Source organism: Nocardia sp. CA-151230, assembly GCF_050942175.1.
Taxonomy (GTDB): Bacteria; Actinomycetota; Actinomycetes; order Mycobacteriales; family Mycobacteriaceae; genus Nocardia.
On record NZ_CP192061.1, the window covers coordinates 2,199,913 to 2,225,510 of the forward strand.

23 protein-coding genes are annotated in these 25,598 nt (G+C 69.4%); 19 read left to right on the plus strand and 4 right to left on the minus strand.

All coding sequences use genetic code 11. The features are described from left to right. The first annotated feature begins 50 nt into the window (after positions 1 to 50). Together smc and ACQP1O_RS09905 are read left to right on the plus strand one after the other, a co-directional pair. Positions 51 to 3,656: a chromosome segregation protein SMC gene (smc, locus tag ACQP1O_RS09900; protein ID WP_433565529.1), complete on the plus strand. Its 3,606-nt coding sequence runs from the start codon at positions 51 to 53 to the stop codon at positions 3,654 to 3,656. Positions 3,657 to 3,760: 104 nt separating this feature from the next. Continuing rightward, positions 3,761 to 4,417, plus strand: coding sequence for an HAD family acid phosphatase (locus tag ACQP1O_RS09905; protein WP_433565530.1), 657 nt, complete (start codon positions 3,761 to 3,763; stop codon positions 4,415 to 4,417). A 57-nt stretch (positions 4,418 to 4,474) separates the two neighbouring features. Here the strand turns inward: ACQP1O_RS09905 and ACQP1O_RS09910 are convergent, their stop codons facing one another. Then, the gene (locus tag ACQP1O_RS09910) at positions 4,475 to 5,371 is read right to left on the minus strand and encodes an NmrA/HSCARG family protein (RefSeq protein ID WP_433565531.1); all 897 of its coding nucleotides are present in this window, start codon (positions 5,369 to 5,371) and stop codon (positions 4,475 to 4,477) included. A 103-nt stretch (positions 5,372 to 5,474) separates the two neighbouring features. On the opposite strand from ACQP1O_RS09910, the gene ACQP1O_RS09915 reads away from it, so the two are divergent. Both ACQP1O_RS09915 and ACQP1O_RS09920 read left to right on the plus strand, forming a co-directional pair. Further along, positions 5,475 to 6,269 (plus strand): TetR/AcrR family transcriptional regulator, encoded by a 795-nt coding sequence (locus tag ACQP1O_RS09915; protein WP_433565532.1) that lies wholly within the window; start codon positions 5,475 to 5,477, stop codon positions 6,267 to 6,269. Positions 6,270 to 6,442: 173 nt separating this feature from the next. Then, on the plus strand, positions 6,443 to 7,348 hold the full coding sequence (locus ACQP1O_RS09920) for a hypothetical protein (protein WP_433565533.1): 906 nt from the start codon (positions 6,443 to 6,445) through the stop codon (positions 7,346 to 7,348). 18 nt (positions 7,349 to 7,366) lie between these two features. On the opposite strand, the gene ACQP1O_RS09925 is transcribed toward ACQP1O_RS09920, so the two are convergent. Next, complete coding sequence (locus tag ACQP1O_RS09925; protein WP_326357779.1) at positions 7,367 to 7,756, minus strand: DUF2237 family protein; 390 nt, start codon at positions 7,754 to 7,756, stop codon at positions 7,367 to 7,369. Positions 7,757 to 7,972: 216 nt separating this feature from the next. Here ACQP1O_RS09925 and ftsY point away from each other — a divergent pair, with 216 nt between their 5' ends. From ftsY to ffh, 6 genes are all read left to right on the plus strand, one after another. Then, positions 7,973 to 9,658 carry a signal recognition particle-docking protein FtsY gene (gene ftsY / locus ACQP1O_RS09930; protein ID WP_433565534.1) on the plus strand — a complete coding sequence of 562 codons (1,686 nt, stop codon included), beginning with the start codon at positions 7,973 to 7,975 and terminating at the stop codon, positions 9,656 to 9,658. A 197-nt stretch (positions 9,659 to 9,855) separates the two neighbouring features. Next, complete coding sequence (locus tag ACQP1O_RS09935; RefSeq protein WP_433565535.1) at positions 9,856 to 11,241, plus strand: ammonium transporter; 1,386 nt, start codon at positions 9,856 to 9,858, stop codon at positions 11,239 to 11,241. 5 nt (positions 11,242 to 11,246) lie between these two features. Continuing rightward, on the plus strand, positions 11,247 to 11,585 hold the full coding sequence (locus ACQP1O_RS09940; RefSeq protein WP_364630550.1) for a P-II family nitrogen regulator: 339 nt from the start codon (positions 11,247 to 11,249) through the stop codon (positions 11,583 to 11,585). Positions 11,586 to 11,662: 77 nt separating this feature from the next. Further along, complete coding sequence (locus ACQP1O_RS09945) at positions 11,663 to 14,149, plus strand: [protein-PII] uridylyltransferase (protein WP_433565536.1); 2,487 nt, start codon at positions 11,663 to 11,665, stop codon at positions 14,147 to 14,149. A gap of 197 nt (positions 14,150 to 14,346) precedes the next feature. Then, on the plus strand, positions 14,347 to 14,655 hold the full coding sequence (locus tag ACQP1O_RS09950; RefSeq protein ID WP_433565537.1) for a hypothetical protein: 309 nt from the start codon (positions 14,347 to 14,349) through the stop codon (positions 14,653 to 14,655). A 119-nt stretch (positions 14,656 to 14,774) separates the two neighbouring features. Beyond that, positions 14,775 to 16,346, plus strand: a complete 1,572-nt coding sequence (ffh, locus tag ACQP1O_RS09955; protein ID WP_433565538.1) for a signal recognition particle protein — start codon at positions 14,775 to 14,777, stop codon at positions 16,344 to 16,346. A gap of 105 nt (positions 16,347 to 16,451) precedes the next feature. Here ffh and ACQP1O_RS09960 read toward each other — a convergent pair whose 3' ends face one another. Then, positions 16,452 to 17,078: a TetR/AcrR family transcriptional regulator gene (locus tag ACQP1O_RS09960; RefSeq protein ID WP_433565539.1), complete on the minus strand. Its 627-nt coding sequence runs from the start codon at positions 17,076 to 17,078 to the stop codon at positions 16,452 to 16,454. Positions 17,079 to 17,186: 108 nt separating this feature from the next. On the opposite strand from ACQP1O_RS09960, the gene ACQP1O_RS09965 reads away from it, so the two are divergent. Genes ACQP1O_RS09965 through ACQP1O_RS09975 form a run of 3 tightly spaced genes read left to right on the plus strand, consistent with a single transcriptional unit; the run spans position 17,187 to position 20,248 of the window. Then, a complete protein-coding gene (locus tag ACQP1O_RS09965) occupies positions 17,187 to 18,533 on the plus strand; it encodes an alpha/beta hydrolase family protein (RefSeq protein WP_433565540.1) in 1,347 nt (448 codons plus the stop codon). Continuing rightward, the gene (locus ACQP1O_RS09970) at positions 18,530 to 19,477 is read left to right on the plus strand and encodes a fumarylacetoacetate hydrolase family protein (RefSeq protein ID WP_433565541.1); all 948 of its coding nucleotides are present in this window, start codon (positions 18,530 to 18,532) and stop codon (positions 19,475 to 19,477) included. The genes ACQP1O_RS09965 and ACQP1O_RS09970 overlap by 4 nt, the downstream gene beginning before the upstream one ends. A 33-nt stretch (positions 19,478 to 19,510) precedes the next feature. Continuing rightward, positions 19,511 to 20,248 carry an MBL fold metallo-hydrolase gene (locus tag ACQP1O_RS09975; protein WP_433565542.1) on the plus strand — a complete coding sequence of 246 codons (738 nt, stop codon included), beginning with the start codon at positions 19,511 to 19,513 and terminating at the stop codon, positions 20,246 to 20,248. A gap of 61 nt (positions 20,249 to 20,309) precedes the next feature. Here ACQP1O_RS09975 and ACQP1O_RS09980 read toward each other — a convergent pair whose 3' ends face one another. Beyond that, complete coding sequence (locus ACQP1O_RS09980) at positions 20,310 to 20,627, minus strand: hypothetical protein (RefSeq protein ID WP_433565543.1); 318 nt, start codon at positions 20,625 to 20,627, stop codon at positions 20,310 to 20,312. A gap of 297 nt (positions 20,628 to 20,924) precedes the next feature. Between ACQP1O_RS09980 and ACQP1O_RS09985 the strand changes: the two genes are divergently transcribed. From ACQP1O_RS09985 to trmD, 6 genes are all read left to right on the plus strand, one after another. Beyond that, on the plus strand, positions 20,925 to 21,851 hold the full coding sequence (locus tag ACQP1O_RS09985; protein WP_433565544.1) for a LysR family transcriptional regulator: 927 nt from the start codon (positions 20,925 to 20,927) through the stop codon (positions 21,849 to 21,851). 56 nt (positions 21,852 to 21,907) lie between these two features. Further along, entirely contained in the window at positions 21,908 to 23,008 is a 1,101-nt protein-coding gene (locus tag ACQP1O_RS09990) for an amidohydrolase family protein (RefSeq protein ID WP_433565545.1), read from the plus strand. Positions 23,009 to 23,669: 661 nt separating this feature from the next. Next, entirely contained in the window at positions 23,670 to 24,113 is a 444-nt protein-coding gene (gene rpsP / locus ACQP1O_RS09995) for a 30S ribosomal protein S16 (protein WP_433565546.1), read from the plus strand. Next, positions 24,113 to 24,355: an RNA-binding protein gene (locus ACQP1O_RS10000; RefSeq protein ID WP_029930032.1), complete on the plus strand. Its 243-nt coding sequence runs from the start codon at positions 24,113 to 24,115 to the stop codon at positions 24,353 to 24,355. The genes rpsP and ACQP1O_RS10000 overlap by 1 nt, the downstream gene beginning before the upstream one ends. Then, a complete protein-coding gene (gene rimM, locus ACQP1O_RS10005; protein ID WP_433565547.1) occupies positions 24,356 to 24,892 on the plus strand; it encodes a ribosome maturation factor RimM in 537 nt (178 codons plus the stop codon). Positions 24,893 to 24,896: 4 nt separating this feature from the next. Next, positions 24,897 to 25,592: a tRNA (guanosine(37)-N1)-methyltransferase TrmD gene (trmD, locus tag ACQP1O_RS10010; protein ID WP_433565548.1), complete on the plus strand. Its 696-nt coding sequence runs from the start codon at positions 24,897 to 24,899 to the stop codon at positions 25,590 to 25,592. Positions 25,593 to 25,598: the final 6 nt, after the last annotated feature.

A 25,598-nucleotide genomic window follows, 5' to 3' on the forward strand; every position in this document is an offset into this window, starting at 1 on the left:
TGTTCGGCATACTCGGGGCAATCCTGGCGGAGCGGGTAGTCTGAGCCGCTGTGCACCTGAAGAGTCTGACGCTGAAGGGGTTCAAGTCCTTCGCGTCCGCGACGACGTTGCGATTCGAACCGGGGATCACCTGCGTGGTCGGGCCCAACGGGTCGGGGAAATCGAACGTCGTCGACGCGCTCACCTGGGTGATGGGTGAGCAGGGCGCCAAAGCGCTGCGAGGCGGGAAGATGCAGGACGTCATCTTCGCCGGCACCGCGGGCCGCGCCCCGCTGGGTCGTGCCGAAGTCACGCTGACCATCGACAACTCCGACGGCGTGCTGCCCATCGAGTACTCCGAAGTGTCCATTACCCGCCGCATGTTCCGCGACGGCGCGGGCGAGTACGAGATCAATGGAAACTCCTGCCGGCTCATGGATGTCCAGGAGCTGCTCAGCGACTCCGGCATCGGCCGGGAAATGCACGTCATCGTCGGCCAGGGCCAGCTGTCGGCGATTCTGGAATCGCGGCCGGAGGACCGGCGGGCCTTCATCGAGGAGGCCGCGGGCGTGCTCAAGCACCGGCGGCGCAAGGAGAAGGCCGTCCGCAAGCTGGACGCCATGCAGGCCAACCTGGCCCGTCTCACCGACCTCACCACCGAATTGCGCAGGCAGTTGAAGCCGCTGGGCCGGCAGGCCGAGGTGGCCCGCCGCGCCGCGACCGTACAGTCCGAACTCCGCGACGCCCGCTTGCGCCTGGCCGCCGACGATCTGGTGAGCCGCCGCCGCGAACTGGAAAGCCAGCAGAGCAAGGAGGCCTACGCCCGCGAGCAGCAGGTCAATATGCAGGCCGAGCTGGACGCCGCCAATGCCGCCCTGGCCCAGCAGGAATTCGAGCTGTCCAAGCTCACCCCCAGCGCCGAGGCCGCCGCCCAGACCTGGTTCCAGCTCTCCGCCCTCACCGAACGCGTCAATGCCACTATCCGCATTGCCCGTGATCGCGCCCGCAACCTCACCATCGAGCAACCCGCCGGCGCCGGCCGCGACCCCGAACAGCTGGAGCGCGAGGCGGATCGGGTCGAGGCCGAAGAGGCCGAACTGCGCGAAGCGGTCGAAATCGCCACCGAGACGCTGGAATCCGCCCGCGAACAACTCTACGAACGCGAACAGGCCGCCAAGGCCGCCGAACAGGCCCACCTCGCCGCCGTCCGCGCCATCGCCGACCGCCGCGAGGGCCTGGCCCGCCTGTCCGGCCAGGTCGATACCCTGCGCATCCGGGCCCAGTCGGTGGACAGCGAGATCGCCCGCATGTCCACCGGCATCGCCGAGGCCCGCCGCCGCGGCGAGGACGCCAATGTCGAATTCGAGGCCGTCCAGAGCGAATTGAGCGAACTCGACGCCGGCGAGGAGGGCCTGGACCACGCCTACGAGCACGCCGCCCAGGCCCTGGCCCTGGCCGACCAGCGCGTCACCGAACTGCGCGAGAAGGACCGCGAGGCCGGTAAGCGCGTCGCCTCGCTGAGCGCCCGCATCGAGGCCCTCACCATGGGCCTGCGCCGCAAGGACGGCGCGGCCTGGCTGCTCGAGCACCGCACCGACGGCCTGCTCGGCCCGCTGTCCGGCCTGATCCGAGTGCTCGGCGGATTCGAATCCGCGGTCGCCGCCGCCCTGGGCCCGCTGGCCGACGCCGTCGCCGCCGACACCGGTCCCGCCGCGCACGCCGCCGTGCGCGCCCTCAAGGAATCCGACGGCGGCCGCGCCGCCCTCGTCTACGCCGCCGATCACCCTGTGGCACAGGCAGATTCGCGACTACCGGTCGGTGCGCGCTGGCTCATCGAGGTGGTGGACTGCCCCGCCGATCTACGCGGTGCCATCGCCGCCCTCACCATCGGCATCGCGGTCACCGACGATCTCGCCACGGCCGCCCGGGTCATCGCCGAACGCCCGGAACTGCGCGTGGTCACCCGCGACGGCGACCTCACCGGCAGCGGCTGGCTGCTCGGCGGCTCCGACCGCGCCCCCAGCCAGCTCGAGGTGCAGGCCGACATCGATGCCGCCCAGGACGAATTGGTGTCCTGGCAGCGTCAGGCCGAGGAACTCGAGGCGGCGCTCGCGGGCGCGCTGGCCGAACAGTCCGACCGCAAGGAGGCGGTCGACCATGCGCTGCTCGCCCTGCACGAATCCGATCAGGCTCTCGTCGCCATCTACGAACGCCTGGGCCGCCTCGGCCACGCCGCCCGCACCGCCCAGGGCGAATGCGACCGCCTGCTGGCCCAGCGCGACGACGCCGAAGCCGGCCGCGAGGACACGCTTTCCAAACTGGCCGAACTCGAGGATCGGCTGCGCAACGCCGAACTCGAACAGGCCGAGATGGATCCGGAGGCCGCCGGCACCGAGACCGCCGGCTACGCCCGCGAGGAGGCCGCCGCCGCCCTCGCGGAGGCCCGCACCATGGAGGTCGAGGCCCGCCTGGCCGTCCGCACCGCCGAGGAACGCGCGGAATCGGTGCGCGGCAAAGCGGATTCGCTGCGCCGCGCCGCCCGCGCCGAGCGCGAGACCCGCGCCCGCGCCGAACGCGCCCAGGCCGCCCGCCGCCGGGCCGCCGCCGTCGCCGCCGTGGTCGCCGAGTCCGCGGAACGGGTGGCCGCCGAACTCGAGCAGGTGGTCGGCCAGGCCGCCACCCGCCGTGACGAATTGGTGCGCCGCCGTAGCGAATTCGCGGCCCAGGTGGAGCAGACCAAGGAACGCTGCCGGGCCCTCACCACCCAGCTCACCCAGCTCACCGACGCCGTGCACCGCGACGAGGTCGCCCGTGCCCAGGCCGCGCTGCGCATCGAACAGGTCGAGACCACCATCTCCGAACAGTTCGGCATCAGCCTCGACGACCTCATCGCCGAATACGGCCCGGACGTCCCCATGCCGCCCACCGCGCTGGAGGTGATGGAGTACGAGCAGGCCCGCGACCGCGGCGAAGCCGTCAGCGCACCCCAGCCCATGCCCTACGATCGCGCCACCCAGGAGCGCCGTGCCAAGCGCGCCGAGAAGGACCTCACCACCCTCGGCAAGGTGAATCCCCTGGCGCTGGAGGAGTTCGCGGCCCTCGAGGAGCGCTACACCTTCCTCAACACCCAGCTCGAGGACGTCAAGAAGGCCCGCCAGGATCTGCTCGACGTGGTCGCCGAGGTGGATGAGCGCATCCTGCAGGTCTTCACCGAGGCCTACGAGGACGTCGAACGCGAATTCACCGGCGTCTTCGGTCGCCTGTTCCCCGGCGGTGAGGGGCGGCTGCTGCTCACCGATCCCAGCGACATGCTCGCCACCGGCGTCGAGGTCGAGGCCCGCCCGCCGGGCAAGAAGGTCAAGCGGCTGTCGCTGCTCTCCGGCGGCGAGAAGTCCCTTGCGGCAGTGGCTTTCCTGGTGTCGATCTTCCGGGCCCGCCCCTCCCCGTTCTATGTCATGGACGAGGTCGAGGCGGCGCTGGACGACACCAACCTGCGCCGGCTCATCGGCCTGTTCGAGCAGCTGCGCGAGAAGAGCCAGCTCATCGTCATCACCCACCAGAAGCCGACCATGGAGATCGCCGACGCGCTGTACGGCGTCAGCATGCGCGGCGACGGCATCACGCAGGTGATCTCGCAGCGCATGCGCGGGGAGAATTTGGTCGGCGCGACACCGTGACCCGGTGACGAGCCCGGCGCCGTCGTCCCGGTGAGCGGGATTGCGGTGCGGGGCAAAGTGAAACGCCTGCGCGTCGCACGGGCGAGGCGTTAGCGTCCGGCCCCATGAGACGCTCCATCGCAGTACTGGCCGCCGGCATCGCCGCCGGCCTGGTCGCCCCGCTCCCGGTCGCCCTGGCCGACTCCGGATCCTCCGCACTCGGATCCGGATCGGCCTCGGGCTCGGGCACCGGCTCTCTGTCCGGTTCCGGCGGCAGCAACAGCAACCTGCCGCCCTACAGCCAGTGGATCGGCGACATCACCCCGATCGCCGCCGACGCGCAGACCTACCTCACCACCGCGCTGCCCGGAACCACCAAGCCCGCCATCGTCTTCGACGTCGACAACACCGTGCTCGAGACTACCTACCATCCGGGCCCGATCACTGCGGCCATCCAGCCGATCCTGAAGCTGGCGCAGTGGGCGAAAAGCCAAGGCGCGTCCATCATCTTCGTCACCGGCCGGCCCGCGCTCATGAACGTCTACACCCAGATCAACCTGACCACCGTCGGCTACCCGGTGGACGGGCTCTACGGCGGCGGCCTCACCACCGGATCCAGCGGCGCGGGCGCCCTCGCCGACTACAAGACCGCCACTCGCGCCTCCATCGAGGCCCAGGGCTACACCATCGTCGCCAATATCGGCAACAGCGCCTCCGACCTGTCCGGCGGCCACGCCCTGAAGACCTTCAAGCTGCCGGACTACAACGGCGCCCTGCAGTGACCTACCGAGTCCCCTGACCGCGGGCGAGGAGGCTCCGGTCCTCCTCGCCCGCGGTTCTCACCCGTCCAGCAGCGACTTCAGCCGTGCCGCACCGGTTTCGGCCAGCCACATGTCGAAAGTCCGCAAGCCGGGATGGATTTCGCGCAGCGCGGGAATGTCGGCGTGCCAGCCCTGGCCCTGCCGCGACAGGCGCCAGACCGCTCCGACCTCGGGTCCCATGGCCTCGGCCTCGGCCTCGGTGCCCTCCAGGTAGCGCACCGCGTGCCCGGTGGCGGCCGTGATGGCAGCGGCCGCGGCGGGCATGGTCGGATCGTCACCGGCCAATTCCAGGACCTGGCCGTGGAATCGGGCCGGATCCTCGAAGGCCAGCTGGGCGAACACGGCGATATCGTCGAGGGCGATGGACTGCACCGGCCGGTCCGCCGGGAACAGATGCTTGTGTACACCATCGTTGATGCCGTCCACCGGGAAGCCCTGCATGAGGTAGTTCTCCATGAAGCGGGCCGGGCGCAGGATCGTCCAGTGCAGACCACTGGACTGCAACGCCTCCTCCACCCGCCGCTTGCCCTGCGCACCCCACCTGCCGTCCTCGGTGTAGGAGGCGACAGTGGTGAACACGATGAACTCCACCCCGGCGGCGCGTGCCGCCGCGATGAACCGCGTGCCGCGCTCGACCTCCAATTCGGTGTCCCAGCCGTTCGGGCCGAAGGTCGCGGGCGGCACCAGGAAGGCCGCGCCCACGCCGGACAGCGCCGGGGCGAGGGACTCGGGAGCGTCGAAGTCCCCGACGGCCAGTTGTGCGCCCGCCACCGCGAGTTCCTGTGCCGCAGGCGATTCCGGATCACGCACCAGTACCCGGACCGCCCGGCCGGAGGCGAGCAGCCGGCGCGTGGTGGCCCCGCCCTGCTTGCCGGTCGCCCCGGTCACCAGCACCAGATCATTACGAGAAGACATGGTCACCCGTTCGTTCGGTAGTATTCGGGTCGGTCGACCCGAATACGGACGCTAGGACCGCCCGTTTCCATTGACCACCACCGGAAAGGACCCGCGTAACGAAATGTCCGCGCCCACCCTGTCCTACACAGAGCCGGCCCTGCCTCGCGACAAGCCCGCCCTGAACACCCGGTCGGACGCGCGCCGCAATCGCGCCCTGGTGCTGGCCGCGGCGCAGCGGGCCCTCGCCGAGGGCGGCGTCGCGGTGTCGCTGGCCGAGGTGGCCCGCCGCGCGGGCGTCGGCGCGGGCACCGTCTACCGGCATTTCCCCACCAAAACCGCACTGCTGGAAGCGGTCATGCAGCAGCGCATCGACCGCCTCACCGCTCTCGCGCACCGCCTGCGGGACGCGCCCGAACCGGGCCGGGCCTTCTTCTCCTTCTGTACCGAGGTCATCGTCTCGTCCCATCGCAACCAGGCCGTCTGTGACCTGGCCGGCAATGACGGCTGGCCCCGCGAACTGGTGCAGGACGCGGGCGCCCGCTTCCACACCGCCCTCGACGATCTGCTGGTCGCCGCGCAGCGCGCGGGTGCGGTCCGCCCGGACCTCGCGCTCTCCGACGTGCTGGCGCTGTTCACGGGATGTGTTGCCATCCAACGCCTCAGCCCGGGTCGCGAACTGTCCCGCCCCGCCGCCCTGGTCCTGGACTCCATGCGTGCCCGGCCCGTGTCGGGCACCGTAGCGAAACTCCGGAACCCGCCCGCGCAGCGTGACGAAACCATGGCGCGTGACGAAACACCCCACTGCCCGATCTGCGCGGCCCCGATTCACCCGCCCGGCACCGGCCGCCCGGCCCGATACTGCTCCGCCGCCTGCCGTCAGAAGGCGCATCGCCGCCGCCACGCCACCCCCCAATGAGCCCTGATCGACCCCTCCCCGAAAGCCGTTGGGGCACTTCGTGACCTGGGTGTGTCCGAACGGATGCGAAGGTGTGACGAGACGGGTGTGGAGGCGAAAAATACTGGTAGAAGGCCATATTTGGCCTCTTCGTATGGACCCCCAACGGGCCGATGGAGCAGTACGCTCCCTGCGTGGTTTGGGTGTCGGCCGCGACGTTCGGTGTCGCATGGTGGCTCGGTTTGTATCTACTGGCGCGGGATCCGCGAAAGCCGTTGTTACGCAGGGCTGCCATCGGGTTGCTGGCATTCGCCGCGGCCGTGGTGGCGGATCGGATGGCCGGCGGCAACTCCTGGTTCGACGGTCCCCGGATCGTGCTGGTGTGCGCGCCGGTGCTGGCCTTCAGTGGAGTCTTCGTGCGGCTGCTGCCCCTCGGCGCAGTCGAGCGCGTGGACCGCTGGTGGCGGCTCGGGCTGCTGCCGCTGTGCGCCATGCTGGCCATGCCCGCCGCGGGCGGCTTCCTGCCCGCCGGGTACCTGCTCGGCGCGCTCACCCTGCTGGCGCTGCTCGGCACCATGCTCGGGATGCTGGGGCAGCACGCCGAATGGTCCGAGGATTCGCGGCGGTCGGCGGCGGGCCTGCTCACCATCGGCGCGCTGCTGCTCGGGCTCAGCGCGGCCCTGATCCTGTTGGGGCTCAACGTCCTGCCGCGCACGGCCATGCTGTCGGTGATCGCGGCCGACCTGGTGGTGCTCGGCCTGGGCATCGCCGTGGTGGACGCCTACGACGAGGGCGAGGCGCTGCGCGCCGACATGACCCACTCGCTGGTGCTCTCGGCCGCCACCGCGGCCGTGTTCGGCGGTCAGGCCGCGCTCGCCCTCACCCTGGCCGGTGAGCGTCCCGCCCTGATCGCCCTGTTCTTCGGCGCCGTCGCCGGCTCCATCACCCTGCAGGTCCTCCATGGCCCCCTGCAGGCCGGCGCCGACCGCGTGGCCTTCGCCTCCGACCCGCAGCTGTGCGCGGCCCGCGTCGAATTGCGCAGCGCCACAGAGGCATTGCTGCGCAGGGGTAGCGACAACGGGCTGCACACCGGCGGATGAGCCGACTGCGGCAGGGTCTCAGAGCAGGTCGCTGACGTCGTCGGGGACGTCGACGGCGTACTTGCGCAGGGTTTCCATGGGCACCACCTCGAGGGCATTCTCGTGGGTGGCCGCCAGCACCACCGGCGCGGCCACCCCGTCCTCGTGGGCGTGCAGCCAGCGCACGGCCACCACGCACCACCTGTCGCCCGGTTGCAGGCCCGGGAAGTTGTTCTCGGGCCGCGGAGTGACGAGGTCGTTGCCGATCGACTTCTGGTGCTCTAGGAATTCCGCCGTCACCACGGTGCAGACGGTGTGGCTGCCCAAATCCTCGGGACCGGTGCTGCAGCATCCGTCCCGGTAGAAGCCGGTGAGAGGATCGGTGCCACACTCCTCCAGCGGTCCCCCAAGCACATTTCGATCGGTCACGTCGCCGATCCTATTGTCTCGGTGTCGCATTCGCCGCTCCTTCCGCACTGTGGCACGTTCTCGAGCAGACCGGTTGGTAGTTGCTGGGATTTCCAGGCCCCACCCCGGCGTGTCTCCGCATCGCACGGCACAGCTGTGTGATAGACGACACTGCCCTCCGACGCGTCGGTAGGTAGGTGAATCCGGCAATGCAAGTGCCTCTGAAAGGATGGGGGCGTGACGACTGCTGAACTGTGGATTCTCATCGCCGCGATCGCGGTGGTGCTGCTCGTGGCGCTGGTTGCCGGCTACGCCCTGAACAAGCGCCGCCGGATCTCGCTGACCCCGGAGGTCACCGAGACCAAGGAGGTGACCGACCGGTCGGGCGGATATCAGGCCTCGAGCGGATTCAACTTCAGCCAGGGCAGCGGCACCGCCGAGCGCGAGCAGGCGCCCGCCGCCAAACCCAAGCCGCTGCCGCTCCCGCCCGAGCGCACCGACGACGAGGGTCAGCCGCACGTCGGCGACGACGCCGCCGTCCCGCGCGACGCCGCCAGGCGCAGCATCACCAATGTCCGCCTCCCCGAACCGGTCCAGGGCCCCGAGCTCGCTCCGGCCGCCGAGCCCGTCACGCCCACTGAGCCCGTCACGCCCGCCGAGCCCGTCACGCCCGCCGAGCCCGTCGCCACCGAATCCGCCCTGGCCGCCGAGGCTGCCGACGCGGCTGCACAGTCGCCCGAGAACGCCGAGGACAGCGCCCGAGCCGCGGCTGTCGAGGCCGCCGAGCAGGCCGGTGAGACCGCGGCCGGCACCGCCGCCGGGGATGTCGTCGAGCACCCAGCCTCGGAAGAGGCCGCCGCCGAAGAGGCCGCCGAGGCCGCCGTCGCCGCCGCGGAGGTGGCCGCTGCCGCCGAGGCCGCCATCGCGGCGCACGCGGGCGCGCCTGCCGCACCCGAAACCGCGCCCCCCGCCGAGGCCGCCGCCCCGGCGATCGCCGAGATCGAGCCCACCGCGGGCCGGCTGACCCGGCTGCGCGGTCGCCTTTCCCGCTCCCAGAACGCGGTCGGCAAGTCGCTGCTCGGCCTGCTGGGCGGTGGTGATCTGGACGAGGACTCCTGGGAGGAGATCGAGGACACCCTGGTCATGGCCGACCTGGGCACCGCAAGTACCGCCGCCATCGTGGATCGGCTGCGCCAGGAGATGGCCGCCCGCAGCATCCGCACCGCCGGCGATGCGCGCGCCCTGCTGCGCGAGGTGCTCGTCGACGCGCTGCGACCCGAGCTGGATCGCTCCATCCGTGCCCTACCGCACGCCGATCACCCGTCGATCCTGCTGGTGGTGGGTGTGAACGGCACCGGAAAGACCACCACCACCGGCAAACTGGCGCGCGTGCTGGTGGCCGACGGCCGTCGCGTGCTGCTGGGCGCGGCCGACACTTTCCGCGCCGCGGCCGCCGATCAGCTGCAGACCTGGGGTGAGCGCGTGGGCGCGGAGACCGTGCGCGGCAAGGAGGGCGCGGATCCCGCGGCCGTCGCTTTCGACGCGGTGTCGGCCGGTATCGATCGCGGTGTGGACGTGGTGCTCATCGACACCGCCGGTCGCCTGCACACCAAGACCGGCCTGATGGACGAGCTGGGCAAGGTCAAGCGGGTGGTGGAGAAGAAGGCCGCGGTGGACGAGGTCATCCTGGTGCTCGACTCCACGGTCGGCCAGAACGGCCTGATGCAGGCGCGGGTCTTCGCCGACGTCGTGGACATCACCGGTGTCGCGCTGACCAAGCTGGACGGAACCGCCAAGGGCGGCATCGTCTTCCAGGTGCAGCATGAGCTGGGCGTTCCAGTCAAACTGGTCGGTTTGGGAGAGGGTGCCGACGACCTCGCGCCCTTCGAACCGGGCGCCTTCGTCGACGCCCTGCTCGGTTAACCGCTACTGAACTGCATCGATATCGAAATCAACATCATCCTCACCCGGTCGCCGTAACAGCGGTGCGGTTTCGGAAACGCGACCGCAACACTGCAAGCTCACCCGTTCACCTAGGCGAAACGCCGCAGGATCACGGCTGAAACACCGACTGGTGAATCTCATTGCAGGCTTATTCGCAGGTTGCTGCGGGGCCAGAGATGAGGAGGACAAAGGTGGCGTACCCCATCGTTGATTTGCCGAACACCGGCGACACAGCCTGGATGTTGGCGAGTTCGGCATTGGTGCTTTTGATGACCCCGGGGCTCGCGTTCTTCTACGGCGGCATGGTCCGTAGCAAGAACGTGCTCAACATGATCATGATGAGCATCAGTGCCATGGGCATCGTCGGCGTGCTATGGGCAATCTTCGGATTCTCGGCATCGTTCGGCAACAACAAGTTCGGACTGATCGGCAATCCGAAGCAGTTCTTCGGGCTCAAGGGCCTGATCGGTCCCGACTCGGTCGCGGATTCCGATCCGACCAAGGTCGTCGGGATCCCGCTGGCCGGTAACACCCACATTCCGATGACCGTGTTCGTGGCGTTCCAGCTGATGTTCGCGATCATTACCGTCGCCCTGATCTCGGGCGCGGTCGCGGACCGCCTGAAGTTCGGCGCCTGGGCGCTGTTCGCCGCGGTCTGGGCCACGATCGTCTACTTCCCGGTCGCGCACTGGGTCTTCGACTTCAACGCCACCGACTCCGACGGCAATGTCATTCACGAGGGCGGCTGGATCGCCAACAAGCTGCACGTGATCGACTTCGCCGGTGGTACCGCGGTCCACATCAACGCCGGTGCCGCGGGCCTGGCCCTCTGCCTCGTCCTGGGCAAGCGCAAGGGCTGGCCGAAGACCCCGATGCGTCCGCACAACCTGCCCTTCGTCATGCTCGGCGCCGGTCTGCTGTGGTTCGGCTGGTTCGGATTCAACGCCGGTTCGGCGCTGTCCTCCAACGGCACCGCGGGTTCCACCTTCCTGACCACCACCTTCGCCACCTGCTCCGCCATGCTCGGCTGGCTGCTCGTGGAGAAGCTGCGTGACGGTCACGCCACCTCGCTGGGCGCCGCGTCCGGCATCGTCGCGGGTCTGGTCGCCATCACCCCGTCCTGCTCCTCGGTGAACGTCCTGGGCGCGCTGGCCATCGGCGCGGTCGCCGGCGTGGCCTGTGCCCTGGCCGTCGGCCTCAAGTTCAAGCTGGGCTTCGACGACTCGCTCGACGTGGTGGGCGTCCACCTGGTCGGCGGTATCATCGGCACCCTGATGGTCGGCCTGGTGGCCACCAAGGAGGCGCCGGCCGGTGTCACGGGTCTGTTCTACGGCGGCGGTTTCAACCAGCTGTGGCGTCAGGCCGTGGGAGCCGGTGTGGTGCTTGCCTTCTCGTTCATCGTGACGCTGATCATCGCGTTCGCCATCAAGTTCACGATCGGCCTCCGCGCTACGGAGGAAGACGAGTTCGTGGGCATGGACGAGTCGGATCACGCTGAAACGGCATACGATTTCGCTGCTGTGGGTGGTGCGGCGCGCACCGCCGCCGTCAAGGAGGCATGACGAAAATGAAACTGATCACTGCGATCGTGAAGCCGTTCACCCTGGAGGACGTGAAGACCGGCCTGGAGCAGGCGGGCGTGCTCGGCATGACCGTCAGCGAGGTTCAGGGTTACGGCCGTCAGAAGGGCCACACCGAGGTCTACCGCGGTGCCGAGTACTCCGTCGACTTCGTCCCGAAGGTTCGGGTCGAGGTGGTCGTGGACGACGCCTCCGTCGACAAGGTCGTCGAGGTCATCGTGGAGGCGGCCCGCACCGGCAAGATCGGTGACGGCAAGGTCTGGGTGACCCCGGTCGACGCCATCATCCGGGTGCGCACCGGCGAACGCGGTTCCGACGCTCTGTAAGCGGTAACCCGAGCAGCGGAACCAGTGGCGGCCCCGGCCACCGTCGGTGTCGAACCGGCGGCGGCGGGGCCGCCCCCATGTGCGGCGACAAACTGAATTCAGAGGGGTTGGTTGGTGTGGGTTTCCAGCAGGAACGCGACGACAAGACCGAGGGTGAGAAGGTTTCCGACGGAGCCTCGGACCTGGTCCGGGCCCGCAACCAACTGCTCGCGGAGCACAGCGCCAACGGCCGCTCGGCCCGTCTGGACCCCGAGGCGCTGCGGGAAGCGCTGGTGGATCTCTACGAGCTGTGGCTGACCACCAAGGGCCACGAGGTCGGCATCACCGCCGACAGCGGGCTCGCCCTCGTCGCCGTGGGCGGACTGGGCCGCCGGGAAATGCTGCCCTACTCCGATCTGGATCTGGTGCTGCTCTACGACGACGTCGACCCGCAGCGGGTCGCCGAGGTCGCCGATCAGCTCTGGTATCCGCTGTGGGACGCCCACATCAAGCTCGATCACAGCGTGCGCACCGTCCCGCAGGCGCTGCGCGTGGCCGCCGACGATCTCACCGCCGCCCTCGGCATGCTCGAGGCCCGGCACATCGTGGGCGACGACGGTCTGAGCAACCTGCTCATCAGCGGCGTGCGCCGGGACTGGCGCGCCGGAATCCGGTCCCGCTTCGACGCCCTGATCGAACAGGCCCAAACCCGCTGGCGCAGAAGCGGAGACGTCGCGCACCGCGCCGAGCCCGATATCAAGAACGGGCGCGGCGGGCTGCGGGATATCCAGCTGCTGGACGCACTCGCCATCGCACAACTGACCGACGCCATGCCGGGGCTCGGTCCGGATGTGCCCGGTGGCGGGTTGCAGCAGGCGCATCGCCGCCTGCTGGATGTCCGCACCGAGCTGCACCGGGTGGCGGGCCGGGCCCGCGACCAGTTGCGGGCCCAGGACGCCGACGAGATCGGGGCGGCCCTGCGCATCGGGGATCGCTTCGATCTGGCCCGCACGCTCAGTGATGCGGCCCGCACGGTGAGCTACTCCACCGACGTCGGGCTGCGGACCGCGGGGAACGCGCTGCCTCGGCGCGGGCTCGCGCGCTTGCGTCGCGCCCCGGTGCGCCGACCACTCGATGAGGGGGTGGTCGAACACTCCGGGGAGGTGGTGCTCGCCCGCGATGCCCGGCCGCAGCGCGATCCCGGGCTGATCCTGCGGGTGGCCGCGGCCTCGGCGCAGACCGGGCTGCCGATGTCGGCGACCACGCTCAACCGGCTCGGCGAGGACGCGCCCGAGCTACGCGAGCCGTGGCCCAAGGAAGCCCTCAACGACCTACTGGTCCTGCTGGGCACGGGCCGCGGCGCCGTCGACGCCGTGGAGGCGCTGGACCGGACGGGCCTGTGGGGCAGGCTCTTTCCGGAATGGGGCGTGGTGCGCGACCTGCCGCCGCGCGATGCCATGCACACCTGGACCGTGGACCGTCACCTCATGGAGACCGTCGCCCGGGCCGGGGCGCTGTCCACCCGGGTCGCCCGCCCGGACCTGCTGCTGCTGGGCGCGCTGCTGCACGATATCGGCAAGGGCCGCACCGAGGATCACAGCGTGGTCGGTGCGGAGCTGGCCGTCTCCATCGGAAATCGCCTGGGGCTGTGGCCTTCCGACGTGCAGACGCTCGCGGGTGTGGTGCGCCACCACCTGCTGCTGCCCGACACGGCCACGCGGCGCGACATCACCGATTCCGACACCGTGAAGATGGTGATCGACGCCCTCGACGGTGACCCGCAGCTGCTGGAGCTGCTGCACGCCCTGGCCGAGGCCGACGCGCTGGCCACCGGGCCCGGCGTGTGGAACGACTGGAAGGCCTCGCTCATCGGCGATCTCGTGCGCAACTGCCGCACGGCCATGGCGGGCGACGCCCTGCCCGAGCCCACCCCGATTCCCGACGAGCTGCGCGCCCGCGCGGAATCCGGTGGCGTGCACGTGGATCTGAAGCCGGGGGAGGGCCGCTTCCACCATGTGGTCACCGTGGTCGCGCCCGACAATCCGGGTCTGCTCTCCGATGCGGCGGGCGTGCTGGCAGTGCACTCGCTGCGGGTGCTGTCGGCCGAACTCGCCAGTGTGGGCGCCTCGGCCATCGATACCTTCGTCGTGGCACCGCGTTTCGGTGATCCGCCGGACCCGGGCCTGCTGCGTCAGGAACTGATTCGCGCCATCAACGGCGATCTGGATCTTGCCTCGGTGCTGGCCCGCAAGGAGCGCGATGCGGGCGGCGCCCAGCCGAGGCCGTTCGCGCAGGCACGGCCGCGGGTGTTCTGGCACGAGACCGCCGATCCGGGCCGGGTGCTGCTGGAATTGCGTGCCGAGGATCGTATCGGGTTGCTGAGCCGGTTGGCCGCGGCGCTGGCCGAGGCCGGGGTGAATGTCTGCTGGGCGAAGGTGGTGACCATGGGTTCGGCGGTCATCGACTCGTTCTGCCTGGATCTGGGCGATACCGACACGCCGGGGCGGCGCGCGGATATCGAGGCGGCGGTGCTGGCGGTGGTGCCGCCGCAACAACCGAAGAAACCTCTCGAATCGGACAGCTGAATCGGATCTTCCAGCCGTTTCCCCATTATTCGCCAGGAACCGGGATCAACTGGCAAACCGCATGTCTGCCGGTTAATCAGAATGTTGCAGGAGATTTGCTGTAATACCGATCGAGTGATCGGAGTCACACCCTAATATTCGCGTGCAAGGTCGATCCGGAGATCCCAAGCTGTCGCGAGCATGAGGGGAGCAGGTCGGTGGCAATCGAAGTCGTATCCGCGTCGATGATGACCAGCGATTTGACCGCACACATCGCCCGCTGCGTCGGCGGTGATCGCTGGGTGGTCTCCTGGCTGCCGGGGCGCACCCTGAGCGGCCAGCAGGCGGTGACCGCGATGACCATCGCGTCCACCGTCGCCGACCAGGGGCCCTCCGACGCCGAATGGGCGTTGCTCGACGGGCTGGCCCTCGAACTGGGCCTCACCGCCCGCGAGGCGGTCGGCATGGTCGCCATCGAGAACCACGATCTGCGCCGGCCCGGCCCGCGCCCACGGTCGCTGGAATAGCCCCTGGAACCGCTTGGTGCGCCGCCTCGTTCGCGCAGGTCCGAGCCTGGCGCAACGGCATCACGCGGATCCCACTACCCTGGTATCTCGAGTGACGTCCCTCGAGATCAGGAGCATCGGTGTTCGAATCCCTTTCCGACCGGTTGGCCGGTGCCCTCAAGGATCTGCGTGGCAAGGGACGCCTGTCGCCGGCGGACATCGACGCGACCGCCCGTGAGATCCGGCTGGCGCTGCTCGAAGCCGACGTGGCGCTGCCCGTGGTCCGCGGCTTCATCGCCAAGATCAAGGAGCGGGCCAAGGGCTCCGAGGTCTCCGCCGCCCTGAATCCGGCGCAGCAGGTCGTCAAGATCGTCAACGAGGAACTCATCAATATCCTCGGCGGCGAGACCCGGCGGGTGCGGCTGGCCAAGAACCCGCCGACCGTCATCATGCTGGCCGGTCTGCAGGGTGCCGGTAAGACCACCCTCGCGGGCAAGCTCGCCAAATGGCTGAAGGGACAGGGACATACGCCGCTGCTGGTGGCCTGTGACCTCCAGCGTCCCGGCGCGGTCACCCAGCTGCAGGTGGTCGGCGAGCGGGCCGGGGTGCCGGTCTTCGCGCCGCATCCCGGCACCTCCATCGGCGGCGGCGAGAACCCGCTGGGCGTCTCGGCCTCCGACCCGATCGATGTGGCGCGCGCCGGTATCGAAGAGGCGAAGGCCAAGCAGTACGACGTGGTCATCGTCGACACCGCCGGTCGCCTCGGCATCGACGAGGAGCTCATGCGGCAGGCCGCGGGCATCCGCGACGCCGTCAACCCCGACGAGACCCTGTTCGTCCTCGACGCCATGATCGGTCAGGACGCGGTCGCCACAGCCGAGGCGTTCCGCGACGGCGTCGGCTTCACCGGTGTCGTGCTCACCAAGCTCGACGGCGACGCCCGTGGTGGTGCGGCGCTGTCGGTGCGTGAAATCACCGGCCAGCCCATCCTTTTCGCCTCCACCGGCGAGAAGCTCGAGGACTTCGACGTCTTCCACCCCGACCGCATGGCCAGCCGCATCCTCGGCATGGGTGACCTGCTCACCCTGATCGAGCAGGCCGAACAGGTCTACGACGCCAAGCAGGCCGAGGAGGCCGCCCGCAAGATCGGCTCGGGTGAGCTCACCCTCGAGGACTTCCTCGAGCAGATGCTGGCCATCCGCAAGATGGGCCCGATCGGCAACCTGCTGGGCATGCTGCCCGGCGCGGGGCAGATGAAGGACGTGCTGGCCCAGGTCGACGACAAGCAGCTCGACCGGGTGCAGGCCATCATCCGCGGCATGACCCCCGCCGAGCGCGCCAACCCCAAGATCATCAACGCCTCCCGCCGCCTGCGCATCGCCAACGGCTCGGGCGTCTCGGTATCCGACGTCAATCAGCTGGTCGACCGGTTCTTCGAGGCCAGGAAGATGATGGGCGCGATGTCCCGGCAGTTCGGCCTGCCCGGCGCGGGCCGTGGCGGCAAGAACGTCAAGAAGGGCAAGAAGGGCAAGAAGGGCGGGCGCGGCCCGACCCCGCCGAAGGTGCGCGGCGGCTTCCCCGGCATGCCCGGGCTCCCGGGCGGTATGCCCGCCGGTATGCCCGACCTCTCCAACCTCCCCGCCGGTCTCAACGAACTCCCGCCGGGCCTGGACGGTTTCGACCTCTCGAAGCTGAAGTTCCCCAAGAACTGATCCGCGCGAACCTGATTCGGCCCCGCCCCACCCGGGCGGGGCCGAATTGCGTTCCGGGCCAATGGTCATCGTGCTTTCCCGGCCCGGGGTGATGCGGGTGGGTGCTCAGTCGTGCGTGGGATCGGGTCCGAGGGCTCGGGTCACGTATCGGGCCAGACGGTCGAGGTAGTCGGCGTCGGCGGGTTCGCGGGTGAGCATGGCGCGGAAGTGGATCGGTGCGATGAGCAGTTCGAGGGCCATGCGCGCGTCGGTGCCGGGCGGGAGTTCGCCGCGCTCGGCGGCGCGGGCGAGGATCGGTTCCACGAGGCGATAGCGCTCGGCCCAGAAGGCGTGTCGCGCCTCGGTGATGGATTCGGTGTCGGTGACATACGCCAGGGCCCGGGCCACGCCGTGGCCCAGGGGAGTGGCGAGGTAGGCGGCCAGTTCGGTGGCGAAGGCCGTCAGGTCGCCGCGCAGGGTGCCGGTGTCGGGGGTCGGCAGGACCTGCTCGCTGTAGCCGAGCAGGGCGTCCAGGACGAGGTTTTCGCGCGTGCCCCAGCGGCGGTAGAGGGAGCTGTCGCGGACTCCGGCGCGGCGGGCGATGTCGGGGATGCCGATCTGGTCGACCCCGTGTTCGGCGACCGCGTCGAGGACGGCCCGGTGGACGGCCTCCTTCACCCGTGCCGAGCGCCCGCCCGGTCGGCGCTGTGGCGCGTCGGCTGTCGTGTCGCGGTCCTCGTTGCTGGTCGTCACTCCAACATGCTAAAGCAGAAGTTATTGCTTTTGTGATGCCGGTCTCTCTATCCTCTACTAAGGCAGATATTTCTGCGTTACCAAGGCAGCTGGATGGAAGGCTCTCCAATGACGTCGTTGCCGGAACTCGCCGAGCGGATCTTCATCAGCGCATGCGCGCTCACCCACACCACCGAACGGATGACCCGCCGATTCGGTCCCGCCCCATTTCTTCCCGCGCTGTTCGCCGACCGGTTCACCCATCTGGGCGGGATGCCGGGCGCGGAATTCCGCGCCCAGCTGGCCGGATGTCGCTCCTTCGAGGACGGTCGCTGGGCCGGTTACTGGCAGAGCTTCGCCCGGCAGCACCTGGAGCGCGCCGATACCGCGCTCGCCCGCCTCGGCGGCCCCGCGACCCCGGAACTGTTCGATCCCACCGCCACGGTCGCCTCGGATGAACTCGGCAAGCTGCTGGCACCGGCCGTGACGATTCTCGCCGACCGCGGTCCGATCGCGAATCCCGATGCGGTGCACCATTTCCGCACCGCCAACCCCGAGGCCGCCGACGCCGCGATCGCACTGGACGCTCTGATCAAGGCGATGGTGTACGAGTTCGTCGCCGCCTGGCCGGGCTGGAGCCCGCGTCGGCTGGAAGCCTACGAACGGTCGCACCGGCTGACCGAAATCCTGCTCACCGCACTGGCTCCCACGATGGGGGTGACCATCGAATCGGTGCGGATCCCGCTCGGCGACGGGGACGCGGTGCGCGGTTACCTCATCCTCCCGCAGGGTGTCACGACCGTGCCGCTGGTGCTCGTCGCCAATGGGCTCGAGGGCACGCTGGCGGAGGTGACGCTCCCGCTGCTGGCGAATCGCCATGCGGGTGTGGGGTTCTTCATCATGGAGATGCCCGGCACGTACTCCTACCGCGAACCCTTGTCCCCGGCCGCGGAGCGCGTCTACTCGACCGTGCTCGACGTGCTGGCCGCCGATCCGCGGGTGGACGCCGATCGAATCGGCATGCTGGGCTTCAGCTTCGGGGCGTACTGGGCGACGCGGATGGCGGCGGTCGAGCCCCGGCTGCGGGTGGCGGTCGCCAATGGCGCTCCGGCTCACCACTCCTTCGGCCCGGGCGGCTCCCTCGGCGTGCCGGAGGTCATCGTGTCCACGCTGCGCCATGCCACCGGCGCGACCAATCTCGCGGATCTGTCCCGCAGGTTGCGCGGCATGTCCCTGGAAAACCACTACCGGCGCATCGAGATTCCGCTGCTGGTGGTCAACGGCGCCAACGACACCCTGATCAGCACCCGGGATTCGATCGACATCGCCATCGGTGCCCCCAATGCCCAACTGGTCCTGTACGCGAACGACGACCACTGCGCCATGGGTCATGCCGTGCAGTGGTCGGAATTATCGGTACGGTTCCTGCGTGACCACTTGGTGTCCTCCGACGCGGCAGAACCGGTGATGCGATGACCGAACCCACTCCGTTCCCGCGCCTGCGCCGCACCCTCGACCGCGGCCGTCGGCGTATCCTCCGCCAGGTCGACACCGGTGGCGGGTGGACGACGGTCGGCGAATCCGATGGCGGTGCGGCCGATCTCGTGCCGTCGGCCTGGACCGAGGAGTTCGAGCTGGCCCGCTACGAGCGCCTGGACCTCGCCGACGGGGCCACGGTACTGCCGGTGTGCCCGGCCTCGTTCCGGGACTTCATGCTCTACGAGAAGCATGCCGTCGACGCCGCGCGCGGGATGGCCCGCCGGTTCCTGCCCGCCGGATACCGGCTCGGGCAGGCGTTCGAGACGCTGACCCGCCGGACGTTCCCGGCCTACCGGCCGCACCGGCTCTGGTACGCCCAGCCCATCTACTACCTGTCCAATGCGTTGACCATCGTGCCCTCGGGTGTCCCGATCGCGCCGCCCGCCTACAGTCGCGCACTGGATTTCGAGCTCGAACTCGGGGTGGTGCTGGGCGCTCCGCTGCGCGACGCCTCGCCGGAGCAGGCACTGGCCGCGATCGCGGCGGTGGTGGTCGTCAACGACTTCTCGGCGCGGGATGTGCAATTGGCCGAAATGCGGTCGGGTTTCGGCCCGCAGAAGTCCAAACATTTCGTCAGCTCGATGTCCGGAACGGCGGTCGCCGGTGCGGCGGTGGCCGACCGCCTCGATCGGCTCACGGCCACGGTGGCGATCAATGGGGAAACGGTGTCCCGCACCGGGACCGGGGGGATGCGCTTCTCGCTCGGTGAGGCCATCGCGCATGTCTCGCGCTCCGAGCAGCTGTATCCCGGTGAGCTGCTGGCCACCGGCACCCTGCCCGGGGGCAGCGGTATGGAAGTGGGCCGATGGCTGGCTCCCGGCGACGAACTGCGCCTGGAGATCGACGGCATCGGCGTGATCGACCACCGAATCCAGCCGTGATCGACCACCGAATCCAACACTGAGGACAGGTACGTGAAAATCGACCAGGTTTCCGATTCCGTCTACGTCGTCGCGGGCACGAACGTCAACTGGGCGTTGGTCAGTGACGAGCGCGGTGTGACCGTCGTGGACGCCGGATATCCCGCCGACACCGGGTCGCTGCTGAGCTCGGTGCGCCAGATCGGGCACGAGCTCGGCGATATCGCCGCGGTCCTGCTGACGCATGCGCACCTCGATCACATCGGTGCGATTCCGACCCTGGTCGAACGCCTGGGCGTGCCGGTCTACACCGGCGCCGAGGAGGTCCGGCACGCCAAACGGGATTACCTGCAGCAGATCACGCCCGTGGACATGGTGCGGCAGTTGCGGACTCGGCGCGGGGCGGTCTGGGTGGCGCAGACCCTGCGCGCCTGCGTCGGTCACATCGGGATGACCGTACCGACGGCCCAAGCCGCCGACGCCGACACCCTGGCGGCGCTGCCCGGCGGTTTCGTGGAGGTGCCGACGCCCGGTCACACCAACGGTCACACCGCGTATCTGATGCCGTCCGAGGGGGTGCTGTTCTCCGGCGACGCCCTGGTCACCGGTCACCCCCTCGCGCTCGGGACCGGTCTGCAACTTCTTCCGAGCGTGTTCAACCACGATGAGGCGGGGACGCTCGCCAGCGCCCGCGCGCTCTGCACGCTGGAGGCCGGGATTCTGGTTCCCGGGCACGGGCTGCCGGTCCGGCACGACCTGTCGAGCCTGCTGGGTGATTTCGGCCGGCCGTGATCGGCGGGCCGGGCCGCCGCGGGCCACAGGTTCCGGCGGCGGCCAGGGACCGGCGGTGAGGTCAGATCGGCAGGCAGGGGTTGTCGTTGCCGGGCGTGACCTTGGTGCTGCCGGTGCTCAACCCGATACTGCAGAGGATCACGGCCACGATCGAGATGGGTGCCGCGGCCGAGGCGGTGATCATGCCCGGATCCCAATCGACTCCGAAGGCGCTGGACCCCGAACTGGTCGCTACAGGGGCGGCGGTGGTGTCCGGGGACGGCTGGTCGAGGGAGACGGGCGCGGCCTGTGCGGTGGCGCCGACCGCGGTGACGGTCGCACCGATCGCGAGCGCTGCGACCGTCAGGCGGATTCGATTGCGGGCGAACAACAATGACATGGATGGGCCTCCAGCGAAGTGATGTGTGACCCGATCGTAAACGGGTACTGAAACTCACGTTCTTCAAATTTTGAAGGCCGCGGGGACAGGTGCATGCGCAGGACGCCACAGGCGCAGCGGGTGTAGCTGACGATGCCCTCGGAGGTGCGGTGGCGCGAAAGGACTTGGAAGGGTTGGGCTGTGGGCCAGCCGCAGTGGTGACACTGTCGGTCCGATTCGGTCAGGGGGCCAGTCTTCGCGGGGGCGGTAGTCTCGGTCCATCGAAAGTTTTCGTAGCGAATCGTTCGGAATTGCCACATGATCGATCCTCGGTTGCAGACCCTGCGGGTATTGCGTGAGCACGGCACGGTGACCGCGGTCGCGGCGGCGCTGCATCTGACGCCGTCCACGGTGTCGCAGCAGCTGCGTGGTCTGGCCAGGGAGCTGGATGTCGAACTGCTCGAGCAGGTGGGGCGCAGGGTGCAGTTGACGGCGGCGGGCCACGCGCTGCTGCGGCACGCGGATCTGCTTGTGGCACAGGCGGAGAGCGCGCGGGCAGAGCTGGCGGCACACCGGGCGGGCATCGCGGGGGTGCTGCGGATCAGTGCGATGCCGACGGCCCTCGCGGCCCTGGTGGCGCCGGCCGCCGCCCGGCTGCGGGACGCGAATCCGGGGCTGACCGTGGAACTTATCGAGGACGAGAGCGCGCACTGCTTCGAAACCCTGCTGGTCGGCGACAGCGATATCGGGATAGTGCTGCCCGCGCCCGGCAGCCCCGCGCCGGACGACTTGCGTTTCGAACAACGCCCGCTACTGGCCGAGCCGTTGGATCTGCTTGTGCCCGTGGGCCATTCACTCGCCGGGCGCGACAGCGTCGCCCTGACCGAGGCGGCGACCGAGCCGTGGATCACCGGGCGTGCGCGCATCACCCATCGCCTGGTGGTGTCGGCTGCCTGCGCCGCCGCCGGGTTCACACCCCGGATCGCCGGGCAGGCGGTCGATTTCCCGGGCGTGGCGGCCATGGTGGCGCACGGGTTCGGGGTGAGTCTGGTGCCCCGGCTCGCGTTCCTGCCGCCGGAGCTGGCGGTGGTGCGCGTTCCGCTGCACGACGATCCGGTCCCGGTCCGCCGTCATCTGTCCGCGGTGCGGCGGGGCAGTGCCGAGCATCCGGTGATCGCGGCCGGGCTGGATGCCATTCGCGGGCTTTGCCGGGAGCGCACCGATATCACGGTGCTCGACGACTGATGCGATAGTGGTCCCGGATTCGTGTCGAGACATACGTCCCAGGCGAGGAGGTCGGCATGCGGTGGCATTTCCGCGGCGTGGTCCTACCCGATGACGAGGTCCGCGACCTCTGGGTGCGCGACGGCCGGATCTCCGCCGAGCCGATTCCCGACGCCGACACCGTGCACGCCTCCGGCTGGATCGTGCCCGGCCTGGTCGACGCCCACTGCCATGTCGGCATCAAATACGGTGGCGGACACGAGGATTCGGCGGGCGCGATCGCCCAGGCCGAGATCGAGCGTGACGCGGGTGCCTTGCTGCTGCGTGATGCGGGCTCGCCCATCGACACCCGTTTCATCGACGAGCGCGAGGATCTGCCGCGCATCATCCGCGCGGGCCGCCACATCGCCCGCCCTCGGCGCTACGTCCGTGAACTCGGCATCGAACTCGACGACGAGCGCGACCTGCCCGAGATCGTCGCCGAGCAGGCCCGCCGCGGCGACGGGTGGGTCAAGATCGTCGGCGATTGGATCGACCGCGCGATCGGCGACCTCGCCCCACTGTGGTCCGACGACATCCTGAAGGCCGCCATCGACGCCGCCCACAGCGAGGGCGCCCGCGTCACCGCCCACGTCTTCGGCGAGGACGCCCTGCCCGGCCTGCTGAACGCCGGCATCGACTGCATCGAGCACGGCACCGGGCTCACCGACGACACCATCGCCCTGATGGCCGCTCACGGCACCGCTCTCGTCCCCACCCTCGTCAATATCGACACCTTCCCCGGGATCGCCGACAGCGCAACCAAATTCCCCGTCTACGCCGCCCACATGCGAGACCTGCACCGCCGCTCGCGCGCCACCGTCGCCAAGGCCCACGAGGCCGGCGTCCCCATCTACACCGGCACCGACGCCGGCGGCTCCATCCGCCACGGCCGCATCGCCGACGAGATCGCCGCCCTCGCCGGCGCAGGCTTCACCCCCCACAACGCCCTCGGCGCCTCGTCCTGGCACGCCCGCACCTGGCTCGGCCGCCCGGGCATCGAACCCGGCGCCCCCGCCGATTTCGTTGTGTACCAGGAAGACCCACGCGAGAACCTGGCCGCGCTCACCACCCCCGCCTGGGTGGTATTACGCGGCCGCGTCTACGACCGCCGCGATCCGGTCACCAGCCACCGCTGAGCTCGAGGCGACCCGCCAAGTTCTGCGGCTACCGGTTGGGCGAATCCGGGTATCGCCGGGAGATCTATTCGGCGGCCGGGGAGACGGTGTCGCCTCCCTCCCCGGTCCCGGTCGAGGCGGCAACCGCCGAGCTGTGCCGAGGAAGACTCGCCCATTCCCTCGGAATCGGTAACCGTATCCGTCACTCCGGCGCCACGATCTGTATGCACCGCAGGTGAGGGCCCGGTCGAACGGGTCTGGCGATTCGGCTGCGCAACCAAAGTGAATCGGTCATGCTTCAGACGTTTGTTGTTCGACTCGATGAGGAGATGACCGTGGGGTCTATCGAAACCCTGGCCATTGGCGTGTTGGCCGGTTTGATCGTGAAGCTGCTGACGTCAGGGAGCTCCGGGCCCGGCCCGGTTCAGCCGTAGGCTCTTCGTGATACACAGCCCATCGGGGTCGTACCCGGTGGGCTGTGGTGTTTCCGGGGCCGGGTCGGGGCGATTTCTCCGGGCCGCCGGTGCTCTGGCAGAATGGACGACCGTCCTCATCGAGGACAGTGTCAGCCCGTCTCCGGTTCCGTACCGCGCGGCGGTCACAGCACTTGACGCAAAACCGGGTCCACCTCGTGTGGGCTGCTGAATTGCGACGTGACCAACCATTTGAAAGGCATCAGCTCATGGCTGTTCGTATCAAGCTGACCCGTATGGGCAAGATCCGCAACCCGCAGTACCGCGTCGTCATCGCCGACGCCCGTACTCGTCGTGACGGCCGCGCCATCGAGTCCATCGGCAAGTACCACCCGAAGGAAGAGCCGTCGCTCATCGAGATCGACTCGGAGCGCGCTCAGTACTGGCTGGGTGTCGGCGCGCAGCCGACCGAGCCGGTGAAGCGTCTGCTGGAGATCACCGGCGACTGGCAGAAGTTCAAGGGCCTGCCGGGCGCCGAGGGCACCCTGAAGACCAAGGCCCCGAAGCCGTCCAAGCTGGACCTGTTCAACGCCGCGCTGGCCGCCGCCGAGAACGAGCCGGTCGCCGAGGCCGTCACCCCGAAGAAGAAGGCCGCCAAGAAGGACGAGGCCGCCGAGGCCGAGGCCGAGGCCACCACCGAAGCCGCCGAGTAATGTCCGCCGTTGTCGCCGATGCCGTCGAGCACCTGGTGCGCGGCATCGTCGCCAATCCCGACGACGTCCACGTCGAGCTGATCACCAGCCGACGTGGCCGGACCGTCGAGGTGCATGTGCACCCGGATGATCTGGGCAAGGTGATCGGTCGTGGCGGTCGTACCGCGACCGCCCTGCGCACCCTGGTCGCCGGGATCGGCGGTAAGGGCATTCGCGTCGACGTGGTCGACACGGATCAGTAGATGGAACTGGTCGTCGGGCGGGTCGCCAAGTCACACGGTGTGCGTGGCGAACTCGTCGTAGAAGTCCGCACCGACGAGCCGGAACTGCGGTTCGCGCCCGGCAGCGTCCTGAAGGGGAAGCTGCCGCGCGCCGAGCGGACGCAGGAATTCGAAGTGGAGTCGGTCCGGGAGCACTCGGGCCGGCTTCTCCTGCGTCTGGACGGCGTCGCCGACCGCACGGCCGCGGATGCGTTGCGGGGCATGCTCTTCGTGGTGGACTCCGCGGATCTGCCGCCGTCGCAGGACCCGGACGAGTACTACGATCACGAACTCGAGGGCCTGCGCGTCGAACTCGGCGACGGCACCCAGGTCGGCACCGTCAACGAGGTGCTGCATTCCGCTGCGGGAGAACTGCTTTCGATCAAGGCCGGGGACGCGTTCCCGCCCGCGGGCCGGGAGATCCTGGTGCCGTTCGTGCTCGCCATGGTGCCCACGGTGTCGGTCGCCGACGGCCTGATCGTCATCGACCCGCCCGAGGGCCTGCTGGACCCGGAGTAGCGGCGTGCGAATCGACGTGGTCACGATCTTCCCCGAATACCTCGAGCCGATGCGAGCGGCCTTGCTGGGCAAGGCGATCGACAAGGGTCTGCTCCAGGTGGAGGTGCACGACCTGCGCCGCTGGACCCACGACGTCCACAAGTCGGTGGACGACACCCCCTACGGCGGTGGGCCGGGCATGGTCATGAAGCCGACCGTGTGGGGCGACGCCCTCGACGAGGTGTGCCCGGACGACGCGCTGCTGGTGGTGCCGACTCCGGCGGGCGTCCCGTTCACGCAGGAGACCGCGCAACGGTGGTCCGCCGAACAGCACATCGTGTTCGCCTGCGGTCGCTACGAGGGCATCGACCAGCGTGTCTTCGACGATGCCGCGCGCCGGGTGCGTGTCGAAGAGGTCAGCATCGGCGACTACGTGCTCATCGGCGGCGAGGCCGCCGTGCTGGTCATGACCGAGGCGTTCGTCCGGCTGATCCCGGGCGTCCTCGGCAATCAGCAATCCCACGAACAGGATTCGTTCTCCGACGGTCTCCTGGAAGGCCCCTCCTACACCCGGCCGGTGTCCTGGCGCGGCCTCGACGTCCCCGAAATCCTGTTGTCCGGAAACCATGCCAAGATCGCCGGGTGGCGGCACGAACAATCGCTGCGCCGCACGGCCGAACGCAGGCCCGACCTCCTACCGGATAACTTGGGCCATGCGTGAAGGAGA

Bases quoted from the DNA above. Each gene is read 5' to 3' on its own strand.
- ACQP1O_RS09905 (WP_433565530.1), top strand. From the start codon at position 3,761: ATGAGACGCTCCATCGCAGTACTGGCCGCCGGCATCGCCGCCGGCCTG.
- ACQP1O_RS09910 (WP_433565531.1), bottom strand. From the start codon at position 5,371: ATGTCTTCTCGTAATGATCTGGTGCTGGTGACCGGGGCGACCGGCAAG.
- ACQP1O_RS09915 (WP_433565532.1), top strand. From the start codon at position 5,475: ATGTCCGCGCCCACCCTGTCCTACACAGAGCCGGCCCTGCCTCGCGAC.
- ACQP1O_RS09935 (WP_433565535.1), top strand. From the start codon at position 9,856: ATGAGGAGGACAAAGGTGGCGTACCCCATCGTTGATTTGCCGAACACC.
- ACQP1O_RS09940 (WP_364630550.1), top strand. From the start codon at position 11,247: ATGAAACTGATCACTGCGATCGTGAAGCCGTTCACCCTGGAGGACGTG.
- ACQP1O_RS09945 (WP_433565536.1), top strand. From the start codon at position 11,663: ATGTGCGGCGACAAACTGAATTCAGAGGGGTTGGTTGGTGTGGGTTTC.
- ACQP1O_RS09965 (WP_433565540.1), top strand. From the start codon at position 17,187: ATGACGTCGTTGCCGGAACTCGCCGAGCGGATCTTCATCAGCGCATGC.
- ACQP1O_RS09970 (WP_433565541.1), top strand. From the start codon at position 18,530: ATGACCGAACCCACTCCGTTCCCGCGCCTGCGCCGCACCCTCGACCGC.
- ACQP1O_RS09980 (WP_433565543.1), bottom strand. From the start codon at position 20,627: ATGTCATTGTTGTTCGCCCGCAATCGAATCCGCCTGACGGTCGCAGCG.
- ACQP1O_RS09985 (WP_433565544.1), top strand. From the start codon at position 20,925: ATGATCGATCCTCGGTTGCAGACCCTGCGGGTATTGCGTGAGCACGGC.
- ACQP1O_RS09990 (WP_433565545.1), top strand. From the start codon at position 21,908: ATGCGGTGGCATTTCCGCGGCGTGGTCCTACCCGATGACGAGGTCCGC.
- rpsP (WP_433565546.1), top strand. From the start codon at position 23,670: ATGGCTGTTCGTATCAAGCTGACCCGTATGGGCAAGATCCGCAACCCG.
- ACQP1O_RS10000 (WP_029930032.1), top strand. From the start codon at position 24,113: ATGTCCGCCGTTGTCGCCGATGCCGTCGAGCACCTGGTGCGCGGCATC.
- rimM (WP_433565547.1), top strand. From the start codon at position 24,356: ATGGAACTGGTCGTCGGGCGGGTCGCCAAGTCACACGGTGTGCGTGGC.